The sequence below is a fragment of the Nocardioides ginsengisegetis genome (assembly GCF_014138045.1).
GTDB lineage: Bacteria > Actinomycetota > Actinomycetes > Propionibacteriales > Nocardioidaceae > Nocardioides > Nocardioides ginsengisegetis.
The window spans coordinates 2,382,401-2,397,351 of the sequence record NZ_JACGXA010000001.1 but is presented as its reverse complement, the minus strand read 5'-3'; the positions used below and the strand labels follow the sequence as shown (position 1 = coordinate 2,397,351).

The 14,951-nt window shown below is 68.5% G+C and carries 16 protein-coding genes; 8 read left to right on the top strand and 8 right to left on the bottom strand.

Annotated features, from left to right (window positions below):
- The first annotated feature begins 52 nt into the window (after nt 1-52).
- Entirely contained in the window at nt 53-1,279 is a 1,227-nt protein-coding gene (locus tag FB382_RS11490; protein WP_246377160.1) for a L,D-transpeptidase, read from the top strand.
- A gap of 438 nt (nt 1,280-1,717) precedes the next feature.
- On the opposite strand, the gene qcrB is transcribed toward FB382_RS11490, so the two are convergent.
- From qcrB to ctaE, 4 genes are read right to left on the bottom strand one after another with little or no spacing between them, the layout of a single operon-like run.
- Nucleotides 1,718-3,454 carry a cytochrome bc1 complex cytochrome b subunit gene (gene qcrB / locus FB382_RS11485; protein WP_182539265.1) on the bottom strand — a complete coding sequence of 579 codons (1,737 nt, stop codon included), beginning with the start codon at nt 3,452-3,454 and terminating at the stop codon, nt 1,718-1,720.
- A gap of 8 nt (nt 3,455-3,462) precedes the next feature.
- Complete coding sequence (gene qcrA, locus FB382_RS11480) at nt 3,463-4,530, bottom strand: cytochrome bc1 complex Rieske iron-sulfur subunit (RefSeq protein ID WP_125038704.1); 1,068 nt, start codon at nt 4,528-4,530, stop codon at nt 3,463-3,465.
- Complete coding sequence (qcrC, locus tag FB382_RS11475; protein WP_343055573.1) at nt 4,527-5,408, bottom strand: cytochrome bc1 complex diheme cytochrome c subunit; 882 nt, start codon at nt 5,406-5,408, stop codon at nt 4,527-4,529. Before qcrC ends, qcrA begins: the two co-directional genes overlap by 4 nt.
- 33 nt (nt 5,409-5,441) lie before the next feature.
- Nucleotides 5,442-6,083 carry an aa3-type cytochrome oxidase subunit III gene (gene ctaE, locus FB382_RS11470; RefSeq protein ID WP_182539263.1) on the bottom strand — a complete coding sequence of 214 codons (642 nt, stop codon included), beginning with the start codon at nt 6,081-6,083 and terminating at the stop codon, nt 5,442-5,444.
- 73 nt (nt 6,084-6,156) lie between these two features.
- Here ctaE and FB382_RS11465 point away from each other — a divergent pair, with 73 nt between their 5' ends.
- From FB382_RS11465 to trpD, 3 genes are read left to right on the top strand one after another with little or no spacing between them, the layout of a single operon-like run.
- The gene (locus FB382_RS11465) at nt 6,157-7,128 is read left to right on the top strand and encodes a cytochrome c oxidase assembly protein (protein ID WP_182539261.1); all 972 of its coding nucleotides are present in this window, start codon (nt 6,157-6,159) and stop codon (nt 7,126-7,128) included.
- Between the two features lie 10 nt (nt 7,129-7,138).
- Nucleotides 7,139-7,552 (top strand): Rv3143 family two-component system response regulator, encoded by a 414-nt coding sequence (locus FB382_RS11460; RefSeq protein ID WP_221767661.1) that lies wholly within the window; start codon nt 7,139-7,141, stop codon nt 7,550-7,552.
- 14 nt (nt 7,553-7,566) lie between these two features.
- Nucleotides 7,567-8,595 (top strand): anthranilate phosphoribosyltransferase, encoded by a 1,029-nt coding sequence (trpD, locus tag FB382_RS11455; protein WP_343055572.1) that lies wholly within the window; start codon nt 7,567-7,569, stop codon nt 8,593-8,595.
- 2 nt (nt 8,596-8,597) lie between these two features.
- On the opposite strand, the gene FB382_RS11450 is transcribed toward trpD, so the two are convergent.
- From FB382_RS11450 to FB382_RS11440, 3 genes are read right to left on the bottom strand one after another with little or no spacing between them, the layout of a single operon-like run.
- Nucleotides 8,598-9,224: a hypothetical protein gene (locus tag FB382_RS11450; RefSeq protein WP_343055571.1), complete on the bottom strand. Its 627-nt coding sequence runs from the start codon at nt 9,222-9,224 to the stop codon at nt 8,598-8,600.
- A 10-nt stretch (nt 9,225-9,234) separates the two neighbouring features.
- Nucleotides 9,235-9,630, bottom strand: coding sequence for a DUF2304 domain-containing protein (locus tag FB382_RS11445; RefSeq protein ID WP_182539257.1), 396 nt, complete (start codon nt 9,628-9,630; stop codon nt 9,235-9,237).
- Nucleotides 9,627-10,313, bottom strand: a complete 687-nt coding sequence (locus tag FB382_RS11440) for a glycosyltransferase family 2 protein (RefSeq protein ID WP_343055570.1) — start codon at nt 10,311-10,313, stop codon at nt 9,627-9,629. The genes FB382_RS11445 and FB382_RS11440 overlap by 4 nt, the downstream gene beginning before the upstream one ends.
- Before the next feature lie 225 nt (nt 10,314-10,538).
- On the opposite strand from FB382_RS11440, the gene FB382_RS11435 reads away from it, so the two are divergent.
- From FB382_RS11435 to FB382_RS11420, 4 genes are all read left to right on the top strand, one after another.
- Nucleotides 10,539-11,999, top strand: a complete 1,461-nt coding sequence (locus FB382_RS11435) for a DUF2142 domain-containing protein (RefSeq protein ID WP_182539255.1) — start codon at nt 10,539-10,541, stop codon at nt 11,997-11,999.
- Nucleotides 11,992-12,846 (top strand): glycosyltransferase, encoded by an 855-nt coding sequence (locus FB382_RS11430; RefSeq protein WP_182539253.1) that lies wholly within the window; start codon nt 11,992-11,994, stop codon nt 12,844-12,846. The genes FB382_RS11435 and FB382_RS11430 overlap by 8 nt, the downstream gene beginning before the upstream one ends.
- Entirely contained in the window at nt 12,843-13,475 is a 633-nt protein-coding gene (locus tag FB382_RS11425; RefSeq protein WP_182539251.1) for a class I SAM-dependent methyltransferase, read from the top strand. Before FB382_RS11430 ends, FB382_RS11425 begins: the two co-directional genes overlap by 4 nt.
- A 133-nt stretch (nt 13,476-13,608) precedes the next feature.
- On the top strand, nt 13,609-14,721 hold the full coding sequence (locus tag FB382_RS11420; protein ID WP_182539249.1) for a hypothetical protein: 1,113 nt from the start codon (nt 13,609-13,611) through the stop codon (nt 14,719-14,721).
- Here the strand turns inward: FB382_RS11420 and FB382_RS11415 are convergent.
- Entirely contained in the window at nt 14,673-14,951 is a 279-nt protein-coding gene (locus FB382_RS11415) for an Lrp/AsnC family transcriptional regulator (RefSeq protein WP_125038694.1), read from the bottom strand. The genes FB382_RS11420 and FB382_RS11415 overlap by 49 nt on opposite strands.

Here is a 14,951-nt window from a genome sequence, read left to right as displayed (position 1 = left end):
CGGTTAGGGTGGAGACGGACCCACACACGCAATGCCACGGGGAGCTTTCTGCATGACCGACCGTCACCGCATCGTCTCGGCGATGCCGCGGCTCCGCCGCGGCCTTGCAGGTGCAGCGACCTTCGCGCTGGCCAGCACGCTGCTGGCCGCCTGCAACTCCGACACCCCCATCGTGGGCTCGGAGCCCTCCACGGGTGAGTCCTCCTCCTCGGCTCCGGCCGTCGACCCGCTGCGTGTGCAGACCAGCGTGGCCCGTGGCGCCCGCAACGTCCCGGTCGACGAGACCCTCACGGTCAAGGCCACCGGTGGCGAGCTGCGCACCGTCACGGTGACCTCGCCGCTGGGCGAGGTGGCCGGTGCGCTCCAGGGCGGCACCTGGACCGCGACCGGCCGGCTCGAGCCCGGCACGGACTACACGATCACGTCCGTCTCCGACCGCAGCGACGGCCGCAAGGTCACCCGCACCTCGCGCTTCCACACCCAGGACCTGACCCTGGCCGAGCAGACCTTCGCCTCGGTCGCGCCGCTCCAGGACGAGACCGTCGGCGTCGGCATGCCCGTCATCGTGACCTTCGACGTGCCGGTCACCGACAAGGCCTCCATGGAGAAGCACATGTCGGTCACCGCCTCACCGCGGCAGGCCGGCACCTGGCACTGGCTGAGCAGCACCGAGGCGCACTGGCGCCCGCGCCACTACTGGAAGGCCGGGTCCGACGTCAGCGTCGACCTCGACATCAACAGCATCTCCGCCGGCGCCGGTGTCTTCGGCCAGGAGGACCGCCACGTCGACTTCCACATCGGTGACGCCCACGTCTACAAGGTCAACGCCCAGACCGACCAGATGCAGGTCTTCTCCAACGGTCGACTGCTGCGCACCCTGCCCATCACCACCGGCAAGCCCGGCTTCGTCACCCGCTCCGGCACCAAGGTGATCATCGAGAAGTTCGCCAGCAAGCGGATGAACTCCGAGACGGTCGGCATCGGCAAGAACAGCCCCGAGCACTACGACCTGGACAACGTCCAGTGGGCCATGCGCGTCACCTACTCGGGCGAGTTCATCCACGCCGCCCCGTGGTCGGTCGCCGACCAGGGCCATGCCAACGTCTCGCACGGCTGCACCGGCATGAGCACCGCCAACGCCGCGTGGCTGTATGCCATGTCCCGCCGCGGAGACGTCGTCGAGTACACCGGCACCGACCGCCAGATGACCCTCACCAACGGCTACGGCGACTGGAACGAGTCGTTCCCCGACTACCGCGCCGGCTCCGCCCTCAGCTGACCGACCCGTCGCTTCTTGACGCAGTAGAGCGTCGACCCGTCGCCTGTTGACGTCGTACGGCGCCGAGCCGTCGCCCGTTGACGCGGTTGTCCACAGGTCACCAGCTCGACGGTGTCGGAGAGCGGGGGAGTGGGCAGTCAGGGAGGCATGACATCTCCCGACAGACCTGGCAGTCGTCACCGACCGCACCGCGGGATGGCTGCACGGAGCACCCATGGTGCTGGCGCCCAACGACTTCGGTGCCGAGTGGCACAGTCCGGATCGTTGACGTCTTTCGGCTGAGGGACGTGTTCGGGCCGGTCAGGGACGGCACTGACAACGAGCGACGGGTCGGCGTCGTACGGCGTCAACGAGCGACGGGTCGGCGAATGACTTCGAGCCCGGAACGACGAAGCTCCCGCCCGGACAGGTCCGGGCGGGAGCTTCGTGGTGTGCGGCTCAGTGGCCGCGGAGGTGCTCGTCCTCGACCAGGTGGTGGCCGTCGAACTGGTGACCGTCAGCCGAGCGACCGTCCATGGCTGCCTGCAGCTCGTGCTCGTGGTCGGCGTGGTGGTGCGCCTCCTCGAGCTCCTCGGCCGTCGGCTTCTGGACGTTGTCGGCGTAGTAGAGCGTCGCCAGGCGGGCGCGGAGCTTCTGCGCCCGGGTGCCCGTGGCGGCCACGCCGTTGCTGTCGGTGTCCGGGGTGATCTCCGGCATCTCGTCCCGCTCGCGCGCGGTCATCGAGTAGGCACGCGACGGGGTGACCGGCAGGTGCTTCTCGCTGTACTCGCCCGTGGGGGAGCGCATGATGATGCCGGTCTCGTAGCCGTGCAGCAGCGTCTCGTTGTCGTGGCGCTGGAGCGAGATGCACCAGCGACGCGCGATGAAGAACGCGATGGCGGGGCCGATGAAGACCGCAGCACGCATGAAGTACGTGATCTGGTTGATGCTCGCGTGCAGCTTGATGGCGATGATGTCGTTGCCACCCGCGGCCCACATCAGGCCGTAGAAGGTCATCAGCGAGACCATCACGGCGGTGCGGGTCGGGGCGTTGCGCGGACGCTGGAGCAGGTGGTGCTCCCGCTTGTCGCCGGTGATCCAGGACTCCACGAACGGCAGGAGCAGCAGGATCGTGAACATCAGGCCGGGGAGCACGATGATCGGCAGGAACACGTTGAACGGGAACGTGTGACCCCAGAACGAGAACTCCCAGCCGGGCATGATGCGCAGCGCGCCGTCGGGCCAACCCATGTACCAGTCGGGCTGCGAGCCCGCGGTCACCTTGGTCGGGTCGTAGGGGCCGAACTTCCACACCGGGTTGATCGACAGCAGGCCACCCATGAGGGCGGTGACGCCGAACACGATGAAGAAGAAGCCACCGGCCTTGGCGGCGTACACGGGGAGCATCGGGAAGCCGACGACGTTCTCCTCGGTGCGGCCGGGACCAGGCCACTGGGTGTGCTTGTGGTAGACGAGCAGGAGCATGTGCGCCGCGATCAGCGCCAGCAGCAGGCCCGGGATGAGCAGCACGTGGATGGTGAACAGGCGCGGGATGATCGCGTCACCCGGGAACTCGCCACCGAAGAGGAAGAACGACATGTAGCTGCCGACGATCGGCATCGACTTCATGAAGCCGTCCGCCGCGCGGATGCCGGTGCCGGAGAGCAGGTCGTCGGGGAGCGAGTAGCCGGTGAAGCCCTCGAGCGTGCCGAGGAGCAGCAGCAGGCAGCCGATCACCCAGTTGAGCTCGCGCGGCTTGCGGTAGGCGCCCGTGAAGAACACCCGCAGGAGGTGGATCATCATCGAGGCGACGAACAACATCGCGGCCCAGTGGTGCATCTGGCGCATCAGCAGGCCGCCGCGCACGTCGAAGGACAGCTTCAGGCTGGAGGCGTAGGCCTCGGAGACCGTCACGCCGCGCAGCGGGTTGTAGGAGCCTTCGTACTGGACCTCGCCCATGCTGGGGGTGAACCACAGCGTGAGGAAGACACCGGTCAGCAGGAGGACGACGAAGCTCCACAGGGCGATCTCGCCGAGCATGAAGGACCAGTGGTCCGGGAAGACCTTGCGGAGGTTCTTCTTCGCCAGGGAGCCGAGGCCCAGTCGCTCGTCGGCCCAGACCGCGGCGGCGCCGGCCTTGCTGGGCTTGCTCGCCGTGGCCGCCTTGGTGGCGTTGGTCGTGGCGACCTTGCTCATGTCAGTGCTCAATTGGAGTCACGCTCCCAGAAGCTCGGTCCGACGGGTTCGGTGAAGTCGCTCTGCGCGATGAGGTAACCCTCATCATCCACGGCGAGCGGCAGCTGCGGAAGCGCGTGACCGGCCGGCCCGAAGATGACCTTGCCCGAGTCGGTCAGGTCGAAGGTGGACTGGTGGCACGGGCACAGCAGGTGGTGCGTCGTGCGCTCGTTCAGCGAGATCGGGCAGCCCACGTGGGTGCAGATCTTGGAGTAGCAGACGATGCCGTTGACGGACCAGTTCTCGCGGCCCTTGCCCGGGATGATGTCGTCGGGCTGCATGCGGTGCAGGATCACGGCCGCCTTGACCTTCTGGACCTGCAGGTCGACGCCCTCGATCTCGGGGTAGCCGTTCTCCTCGGTGGGGAACAGCGCCTCGGGCTCGGCGTTGACCAGGTCGCCGATCTCCAGGTCGGCCACGTGGATCGGGGTGCCGACGACGTCGCGGACGACGCGCATGCCCTTGGCCCAGATCGTGTGCTGGAGCTTGTCGCCCGGCAGCGGGCCGAGGTCGCGCAGCATGACCACGGCCGGCAGGCCGAGGATGCCGACGGCGCCGAGCAGGGTGTTGCGGATCAGGGGACGACGGCCGATGCCGGACTCCTCGAGACCCGCCTGGAGGGCGGCCACGGTCGCCGCGCGGTCGTCCTCGGAGGACGACGCGGTGTGGCGGTACTCGGAGATCTCGTGGTCACCCATGAGCTTGCGGGCCCACTGGATGATGCCGATGCCGATGAGCAGCAGCGCGCCGCCGAGCGTCGCGCCGAGGGTCACGTTGGAGGCGCCCAGGCCGGCGAAGGAGTCGGCCGAGGCCGCGTCGCCGCCCACCTTGAACGTGAAGTAGCAGACGAGGAACAGCACCGCACAGAGCATCGAGAGCCCGAACAGGGCCGCGACCTGGCGCTCGGCACGCTTCTCGGCCTTCGGGTCGACGTCGGTGGGACGCCACGTGTGGGCCGGGAGGCCCGGGTTGCCGATGGGCTCGTCCGCGAACGTCGCGGGGACCCGGTCGTCGTGGTCGTTGTGGGAGTCGCTCACGCTTCCACCTTCTCCTTGTTCGAGCGCGTGGTGTGGGCTGCGATCCAGACCGCGAAGCCGACGAGCGACCCCAGTCCGACCAGCCAGGCGAAGAGGCCCTCGCTGACGGGGCCCATGCCGCCGAGACCGAAGCCGCCGTAGCCGGGCGCCTCGTTCAGCGAGCCGAGGTAGGCGATCACGTCACGCTTCTCCTCCGGCGACAGGTTGCCGTTGGAGAAGGTGTCCATCGCCTGCGGGCCGGTCAGCATGGCCTCGTAGATGTACTTGGGCTCGACGCCGCGGATCTTCGGGGCGTAGCCGCCGCGCGGCATAGCGCCGCCGGCGCCCTCGAAGTTGTGGCACGCGGTGCAGTTGGTCAGGAAGATCTGGCCACCGCGGACGATCGCGGCCTCACGCTCGTCGGCGGAGAGGCCCTCGGTGCTGTAGTCCTGCTCGGTGGGGACCGACGGACCGGGGCCCAGCGAGGCGACGTACGCCGCGAGGGCGGCGACCTCGTCGTCGCTGTAGGCGACGTCCTTGCGGGGGGCCTGCGCACCGGGCTGGGCCATCGGCATGCGGCCGGTGCCGACCTGGAAGTCGACCGCGGCGGCACCGACGCCGACCAGCGACGGGCCGATCTGGTTGCCGTCCTCGGTCAGGACGCCCTCGCCGTTCTGGCCGTGGCAGAACGCACAGCCGACGAGGAAGAGCTGACGGCCCTTGGCGACCTCGTCCGCGCTCGTCTGCGCCTGCTGGGCGGAGGCGGGGGAGAAGGCGGCGTACAGGCTGCCGGTCAGGATGAGCCCGAAGAGGAGCACCATCAGGCCGGCGAGCGGTCCGCGGCGGTGCCGGGAGATTCGACCTGCCCATCCGTTGGCAGAGCGGTTCAGGAGACGCACGTTGAGTCCTTGCTGAAGGGGATCCGGGGTGGACTACTTGACGAGGTAGATCGTGGCGAAGAGCCCGATCCACACGACGTCGACGAAGTGCCAGTAGTACGACACGACGATGGCGCTCACGGCCTGCTCATGGGTGAACTTGCGGGCCAGGAACGTGCGCCCCAGGACGAGCAGGAACGCAATCAGACCGCCGGTCACGTGGATGCCGTGGAAGCCGGTGGTGAGGTAGAACATCGTGCCGTAGGCCGAGTCCTGGATGGTGGTGCCCTCCTTGACGAGCGAGGCGTACTCGGTGGCCTGGCCACCGATGAACACCGCGCCCATGAAGTAGGTCAGCACGAACCACTCGCGCAGGCCCCAGCCCTTGATCTGGAACAGCGAGCCGGAGCGCCCGACCTGGCCGCGCTCGGCGGCGAAGACGCCGAGCTGGCAGGTGAGGGAGGACAGCACCAGGATCGTGGTGTTGACCGAGGCGAACGGCACGTTCAGCTTCTCGGTGTTCTGCGCCCAGAGGTCGGGGCTGACCGCACGGATCGTGAAGTACGACGCGAACAGGGCCGCGAAGAACATCAACTCGCTCGAGAGCCAGATGATCGTCCCCACGCTGACCATGCTCGGGCGGTCGTGGTGCCCGTGAAGCCGGGATGCCGGAATAGCTGCTGCTGTCGTCGCCACGGGCTCATTATGTCGTGACGCGTCGTGAGGGCCACCCCGACCCCCTCACTTGGCGCGTCATAAAGTTCACAGCGTGCTGGACCCCTCCTTCTCCCTCGCCCTGACGGCCTCCGAGAGCCTCCCGAGGTTCACGCTGGGGAGTGTCTTCACGGCGTGGTCGCTGGAGCCGCTGCCCCTCGTGATCACGGTCTGGGTGGCCGGTCTCTACCTCGTCGGGGTGGCCGCGATGCGACGCCGCGGCGACCACTGGCCGGTGGGCCGGACGCTGGCGTTCGTGGTCGCCGGGATGGGGTCGTTCTACGTCGCGACGTCGTCGGGGTTGGGCACCTACGACCTCACGCTGCTGAGCGTGCACATGGTCCAGCACATGGTGCTGTCGATGCTGGTGCCGCTCGCGCTGGCTCTGGGGGCGCCGATCACGCTCGCACTGCGCACCCTCCCGCCGCGGCCGCGGCGCTGGCTGCTCGCCGTGCTCCACTCCCGGGTCGCGACGGTGCTGTCGTTCCCGCCGCTGACGCTGTTGCTGTACGTCGTCTCGCCGTGGGCGCTCTACTTCTCCGGCTGGTACGCCGCTTCCCTGCACTCGACGTTCGTGCACGAGATGATGCACGTGCACCTGGTGCTGGTGGGGACGCTCTTCTTCTGGCCGCTCATGGGGATCGACCCGCTGCCGGGTCGCGTGGGCTACCCCTTCCGGGTGCTGCTCACGGTCCTGACGCTGCCGTTCCACGCCTTCCTCGGCGTCACGATCATGGGGCAGGAGAACCTGATCGGGGGCAGCTGGTACCCCGACCTCCACGACGGCCCCATGGGTGCCTGGTTGCCCGACCCGCACGACGACCAGCACCTGGCCGGCGGGATCCTGTGGGGATCCGGCGACCTGATCGGGCTCGTCTTCTTCGGCGTGCTGTTCACCCAGTGGGTGCGGTCCTCGATGAAGGAGGCTGCCCGGGAGGACCGGCGTCTCGACCTGCTGGAGGCCCGCGCGGCGCGCGCGGCGGCCCAGTCGGCGACCCCGCCCGTGGACAGCGGTCTCGACGGGTAGCATCGCCGCCGTGACTGACTCTCCCGCGAAGCCGCTCCAGGTGCTGGTCTACAGCGACGACGTCAACACGCGCCAGCAGGTCATCCTGGCGCTGGGCCGTCGCCCTCACCCCGACCTGCCCGAGGTCGAGTACATCGAGGTCGCGACCGAGCCCGTCGTGCTCCAGAACATGGACGCCGGTCGCGTCGACCTCGCCATCCTCGACGGCGAGGCGGTCCCCGCCGGGGGCATGGGCATCGCCAAGCAGCTCAAGGACGAGATCTACAACTGCCCGCCGGTCGTCGTCCTGACCGGCCGGCCGCAGGACGCCTGGCTGGCGACCTGGTCGCGCGCGGAGGCCGCCGTACCCCACCCGCTGGACCCGATCCAGCTGGCGGAGACGGTCGTGGGCCTGCTGCGCTCGCGCGTCCCCGCCACCCGCTGATCGGCGCCGGTCCCGTGACCTTCACCTGGGCCGACGTCCTCACCACGCTCGTCGCGCGCCAGGACCTGACGTCCGAGCAGACCACCTGGGCCATGAGCGAGATCCTCGCCGGCGGCGCGACGCCCGCGCAGGTGTCCGGCTTCGCGGTCGCGCTGCGTGCGAAGGGCGAGACGCTCGACGAGGTGTTCGGGCTCGTCGATGCGATGTACGCCGAGGCGACGCCCTGCCACGTCCCGGGACGCCTCCTCGACATCGTCGGCACCGGCGGTGACAGGTCGATGTCGGTCAACATCTCGACCATGGCCGCCATCGTCGCCGCCGGCGCGGGCGCACGCGTCGTCAAGCACGGCAGCCGCTCCGCGTCGTCGACGTCGGGGTCCGCCGACGTCCTCGAGGCGCTGGGCCTGCGCCTCGACCTGCCCACGTCGCGGGTCCCCGAGATCGCCCTGGAGGCAGGCATCACGTTCTGCTTCGCGGCCGCCTTCCACCCGGCCATGCGGCACGCCGCCGCACCCCGCCGCGAGCTGGGCATCGCCACCACCTTCAACATCCTCGGGCCGCTGGCCAACCCGGCCCGGCCGCAGGCGCAGGCGGTCGGGTGCGCCGACGTCCGGATGGCCCCGGTCATGGCGGGTGTCTTCGCCCGTCGCGGTCAGTCCGCCTGGGTCGTCCACGGGGACGACGGGCTCGACGAGCTCACCACCACGACGACGTCCTCGGTCTGGATCGCCCGCGACGGCGAGGTGACCGCCACGACGATCGACCCGGCCGACCTGGGCATCGCGCGGGCCACCGCCGAGTCGCTGCGGGGAGGCGACACGGCGTACAACGCCGCCGTCGTACGCCGGGTGCTCGAGGGTGAGGCAGGCGCCCCGCGTGACGCCGTGCTGCTCAACGCCGGCGCCGCGCTGGCCGTGCACCAGGAGTCGCCGACCACGGTGCTCGACGACCTGGCCGCCGGCATCGAGCGGGCTCGGGAGTCGATCGACTCCGGTGCCGCGCTCGCCACGCTCGACCGCTGGATCGCCGCCTCAGCGAGCTGAGGTCACAGGTCCAGGACGTAGGACTCCCCGTCGCGGCGGAAGCCGAGACGGTCGTAGTAGGCGCCGACCATGTGGGGCGAGGTCACGACCCGCGCGAACCCGAGGTCCTTCAGCACGCCGCTGCGGCGCCACACGAACTCGCCGGGGGAGAAGTCGCGGTAGCGGGGCGTCACGTAGTCGAGCAGCACCCGAGCCGCGCCCCCGTCCTGCTCGAGCAGGACGACGCCGACGGTCTCGTCGCCCTTGAGGACGATGAAGGCGTGGCCGTGCTCGTCGGAGGGGTCCCACACGAAGTCGGGCTGGAAGCGCAGGATGTCGGCGCCGTGGACGCGGAGCACGTGGCGGAGGTACTCGTCGCGGCCGCCGACCTCGATGACCTCGAAGACGGCGTCGTCATGCCGCTCGCCGAGCAGCTTGACGATGAAGTAGATGTTGATCGCGGCGAGGACGGCGTTCATGCCGACCATCGGCCACACCCCGATCGCGGCGTTGAACCCCAGCAGGATCACGCAGGCGACCAGGTTGAGGGTCCGGAAGCGGAGCACGCGGGCCTGGAGCAGCGAGAAGACCAGCAGGGCGCTGCCGCCCCAGCCGACGATGTCGAGCCAGTGGTTGTCGAGCCAAGTCACCGGGCGAAGGTTAGTGCTGTCCGCTCTGTTGAGACGAAACATGGCGGTCCGAGGCGTCGGCGAGGACTTCGCGAAGGCCGACCAGCTCGGCTTCGAGCAGCGCCTGTTGGCGCGTGAGCTCGACGAAGCGGTCATGCATGTCGGTGTGACGCGTGTAGAGCGAGGTGGACACGAAAAGGAAGGCCACGCAAAGGACGTACAGAACTAGATCAGTGCCCCGGCCGACGCCGACCAGCTCGGCTGTCCGGGTCACGGCTGAGGGGAAGAGTACGGCGAGTCCTCCGCAGGCGATCGCCCCGAGGGTGAGGGCACGGCGTACTAGGAGGTTCAGCGCACTGCGGTGACCGCGCAGCACGAAGAGGCCGGCAGAACCCAGCGAAGCCAGGAGCAGCACCTTGATGATCATGCTGCGGTCCGAAGCCGGTCGAGGGCCAGGTCGAAGGCGATGTTGAGCGCGTTGTAGCCCGGCTGTCCTTTCCTCCGGGAGTAGTCCGTGTATCGGATGGAGACCGGGAACTCGGCGTACCGCCAGCCCCCGCGCGCTATTTGCCCGAGAATCTCGCTCGCATGCGACATTCCGTGCATCCGCAGCCTGACGTGCGTGGCGAGGTCGCGATGCAGCACCCGCAGGCCGTTGTGGGCGTCGGTGATTGTGAGGCCGGAGGTCATACGCGTGAACCGGACAGCGGCATGAAGCAGGGCACGGCGAAGAGGGGGAGCTCCGCTCACCGTGCCGAGGAATCGGGATCCCAACACGGCCTGTAAGCCATGCTCGCGCGCGAACGCGACCATGGCGGTGGCATCGGCGGCGGCATGCTGGCCGTCAGCGTCGAATGTCACGACGTACTCGACGTCGAAGGTGGAGACTGCGTAGCGGAGTCCGGTCTCGAGGGCCGCTCCCTGCCCGAGGTTCGTGGCGTGCCGGACCACATGTGCGCCGAGGCCACGCGCCACCTCCGACGAGCCGTCGCGACTGCCGTCGTCCACACAGACGACGTGACGGAACTCGGCGAGGACCTCCGTCAGTACGGCACCCAGAACCGACGACTCGTTGTGCACCGGGATCACCACGACGACGCGATCGTTCACGGGTTCCTCCCTGTCTGCCGCCCGAGCGTGCCCGAGCATCCTCACGCACCGCGAGGTGTGTGGGCGAGGGGTGCGCGGGAAGTCCAACCTTTCGGGATCTGCCGGTAGTCCAAGTGAGCCATGCGTCCGGGTTGTTCGGTGGAGACTCGGCGAGGGCGCGCGCTGGAGTCGCGGACGAGTGGTTGACTGTCGGGCACGGGTAGGCGTGAAGGGCAGGTTTTGCACGTGAGGAGCTGGCTGCGCCACGGGCTCTTGATGCTGGTTGGGGTCCTGATTGCCCAAGTGGCTTGGGTGTTCGCCCTCCCGCCGTTCCGCGGCAGCGATGAGTTCGATCATGTGTTCCGTGCTGCTGGTGTGGCGAATGGGCAATGGCGACTCACCCAGGAGGCATCAGACGGTCGTGGGCTCGTCGTTGCGGTACCGGCCGATCTCGTGGCAGCCGCTCACGACCAATGCTCGGCACTCAAGTACACGGGCCCGGACAACTGCAACCCGATCTCCCGGGTGTCGGCCGACACAGTCACCGTTGCCACTGGTGCGGGGAACTACAACCCCCTTTACTACTGGGTCGTGGGGACCGTCGCGAAGCCGTTCAGCGGGGCCACTGCCCTCTATGCGATGCGGGCGGCCAGCGCCTTCATCTGCGCCCTGGGGATCGCCCTCTCGCTCACCTTGCTGCGCAGTGCCACCTCGACGCCCAGGTGGGTGGTGCTGGGGCTCCTCGCGTCCCTGACACCCACCGTCGTCTATTCATCCGTCGTTGTGGCCCCTAACGCACCCGAGATGGTTGCGGGCCTAGTCCTGTGGTCCGCGTTGCTCGCGCTCGGGGTGCCCGGGCGGCGGCCCCGTGAGATCACCGGGCTCGTGGTGCTGGCGACGTCGGCGGCGATACCGCTGGCATTGCTGCGCACGCTCGGCCCGCTCTGGCTAGTCCTCATCGTGCTCATCGCTGCCGCTTACGAGGGAATGCGACAGACAGTGGAATTGGTCCGGAGCCGGCCAGGCGTGTTCACGGCGGCCGGTGCCCTGGTCGTCTCGTCCGTGGCGGCGGCGGTCGCCTGGGCGGTGACTTCCAGTTCGTACGTCGTGCATGCAGGGACCGACTCGTTGGGGACCGTCGGCTCCGTCCATGACGTCCGAGCCTCGTGGACCGACGCCCTTCAGGTCCCGGTGTGGATGCTTCAGATCGTCGGAGCGTTTCCCCTCCGTGACGAGCCCGCGCCGACGGCGGTCTACCCGATGGTGCTCGTCGTAGTAATAGGAATGTTGCTTGCAACGTTTGTGAAGGGGCGCGGGCGCAGACGCTGGCCGGTCCTTGCGGCGGTGGTGGTCGCCATGGTCTTGCCGGTGGTCCTGACGCTTGCAACATTGAGCACGCGTGGAGCGATCTGGCAAGGCCGCTACGAGCTTCCCTTTGTGATGGGGATCCTGCTCCTCGCCGGCCTCACGATGGACCACCGCGCGGCCCGGGCAAGTGACGAACACAGGTTGGCCCTACTCGGTGTGGTGCTGTTGGGCGCCGCACAGGTGATCAGCGTCGTGGGCGTTCTGCGCAAGGAACTCGCCAGCGGCGTCTCGAGTGGCGATTCACACTGGGTGCATCCTCCCGTCGTTGTCGTTGGAGCGCTCATGGCGATTGCCTGGGTTGGGTTCGCCGGCCTCATGCGAGGCGTCGCGCGTGGCTGAGGCGGTCGCCATCTCGGCGCTCATTCCCGTTCATGCAGGCGTCGCCGTTGAGCACTGGGAGGCTGCGCTGGACAGCCTGATCGCCCAGTCCATGCCAGCTGACGAGGTCGTTGTGGTGGAAGACGGGCCGGTATCGAGGGCTCACCGTGTGGCCCTGGACGTCCGAGCGGACCGGCTGCCACTTGTTCGCATCGCGCTACCAGTGAACCGTGGCGCCGGAGTGGCGAACCAGGCAGGACTCCTTGCCGCCTCCGGCACGTGGGTCGCCAAGGTCGACTCGGACGACGTGTCCCTTCCGCATCGCTTCGAGCAACAGGTTCGCGCGTTGGAATCCACCGGGTCGGACGTGTGCGGAACCGCGATGTTGGAGTTCGTTGACGACCCCCACCACCCCATCGCCCTGCGTCCGGCCCCGCTCTCGCATGCTCAGATCGCGCGTCGGATGCGTGTCAACAATCCGATCAATCATCCGAGCTCCATCTTCCGACGAGAGGACGCCCTCGCGGCAGGCGGCTACCCGGACCTGCGTTACATGCAGGACTACGACCTGTTCGCACGGATGCTTCGACGGGGGGCGCGGATGATGAACCTCGCCGAGCCGTTGGTCCTGTTTCGGGCGGGAGCCGCGATGCGTGGGCGCCGATCCGCATCAGACTTCACGCGGCTCGAGTGGGATCTACAGCACCGTCTGCGTGACTACGGCATCATCGGCACCCCACGGATGGTCGCCAACCTCTGTTTGCGGCTGGCGTTCCGACGCCTCCCGGAGCCCGTCATGCGTGAGGCATACGCTCGATTGCTCTCGAAGCCCGTGAGGTCCGGTAACCACCGAGGAGACATGACGTGAAGGTCACCCCGCGGATGCTCGCCCATCAGGTGAGGCTGATCGGGCGCAGCGCGCGCGACATCGTGCTCGAACCGGGTCGAGGTCGTGATCTCCATCGACTGCTCGCGACCCGTGGTCGAAGCACATTGACCCTGCGTCTGCCCTGGCTCCCGTTTGCCCTGATCGATCGGCTGGATGAGGTCATCGGCGCCGGCTCGCGAGTGTTCGAGTACGGGGGTGGCGGTTCGACGTTGTGGTTCCTGGATCGTGGCGCCGAGGTGGTCACTGTGGAACACGACCACGGCTGGACAGACGCCCTCACAGTCGCTGTGTCGTCCGAGCAGTGGACCCTCATCGAGCGGTCATCCGCCGATGCTTACGCCGCCTACGTCGGGGCGATCAACGACTATCCAGACGGCTACTTCGACCTCGTGGTCGTCGACGGCCGCGAGCGCGCCCGATGCGTGACAGCGGCCAGGTCGAAGGTCCGCCCGGGCGGCCTGCTCTTGGTTGACGACGTCGACCGTGAACCCTATGCATCGGCCCTGACCAACACGCATTGGCCGCGGGAAGACTTCGTGGGGTTTGCGCCGGCAAAGCCGTCACTGGCCTACTCGGCCATCTTCCGCCGCCCCGGCGGCGATGGCTGAGACAGGCCTTGCGGCCAAGCGCGGTCGGTTGGCGTGGCCCGCCTTCGGGGGCGTACTGACCGGCCTCCTGGGCTGGGCGACGCTCGTCCTGGTGGCGCGCAGCGGGGGGCCCAGCGCCTATGCAGACTTCGCCGTGCTCTGGGGCGTCTTCTTCGGTGTGGGTGGTGCGTATGCGGGCCTGCAGCAGGAGGTCATGCGTTCAGCGACCCGGGCCGCTGGTGCGGAGGGTTGCTCGGGGCTGGTCCCGCGTGCGGTGCTTGTCGGAGCCCCTCTGAGCTTGCTCGTGCTGGCGTTCGCCTGGTCACTTCCAGACCAGACCCAACTCGATCCAACCGCGGCGCTTGGCCTCATGACAGGGCTACTCGGTCTGTGCGTGCTCACAGCTCTCGCAGGCGTCCTCGGTGCGCGCGGGGCTTGGGGAACACTGGCCGCGCTGCTGATCGCCGATGCTGCGCTGCGCGGGCTGGGGGTTGCTGCGGCCGTGATGCTCGGCGACGGTAGCGACTCCGCGCTGGCGTGGGGGATCGGGGCCGCTACCTTTGCCTGGCTCCCTCTGTCATTGAGCAGGCACGTGAGGGGCGCATGGTCGGCCGAAGGGACCGACAAGTTCGGGGGGCTTGCGGTTCGCGGGGCCGCGGCGATGCTTGCGTCGGGCAGTGCCGCACTTCTCGTGACGGGTCTGCCCCTGCTCCTCGCACTCCAGACCCGTCAGGGGCTGGATGAGCGTGCCGGCGTCCTGTTGGCCGCACTGGTGCTTGTCCGTTCGCCTGTACTCGTAATCGTCTACGGCTACCGGCCGGTTCTGATGGGCATGCTGTTGACTGGCGGTGGCGTCACCACTGTGTGGCGGTGGTGGAGAGTCTCCCTGGTCGTGGGCGGGGCAGCGGTGGCCGGGGCAGCGTTCGTGGGGCCGACCGCAATCCAGGTAATCCTTGGCCCGGACTTCAGCACCTCCAGGTTTGACGTCGCCTTGTTGGCCGCCGGTGCTGTCAGTCTGGTCATGCTGGTGCTGTCCGGTCTGGCACTCGTCGCGGACGACCGTCATGCGATGGCGACTATGGGTTGGCTGGTAGCCCTCTGCGCGACGGTGCTGGTGCTGGCCTGGGCCCCGTCCGCAGGGACGGGATTGTTGCTGGCCAGCAGCTCAGGCCCGACCGCCGGTGTGGCAGTTCACGCCCTTGCCTTGCGCCGGGGAGGTCAGTCGAGTCCCAGCGAGAACGCCGACTCGAGGTCGTGCTTGGAGTAGGCGCGGAACGCGATGTGGGTCTCCGTCGACGTGACACCCGGGACCTTGTTGAGGGTGTCGGCCACGACCGTCGCGACGTCCTCGTGGTTGCGGACCCGGACGAGTGCGATCAGGTCGATCTGGCCGGTCACGGAGTAGACCTCGCTGACGCCCTCGATGGCGGCGATCGCCTCGGCGACCTCCGGGATGCTGGCGACGTCGGCCTTGACGAAGACGATGGCGGTGATCAT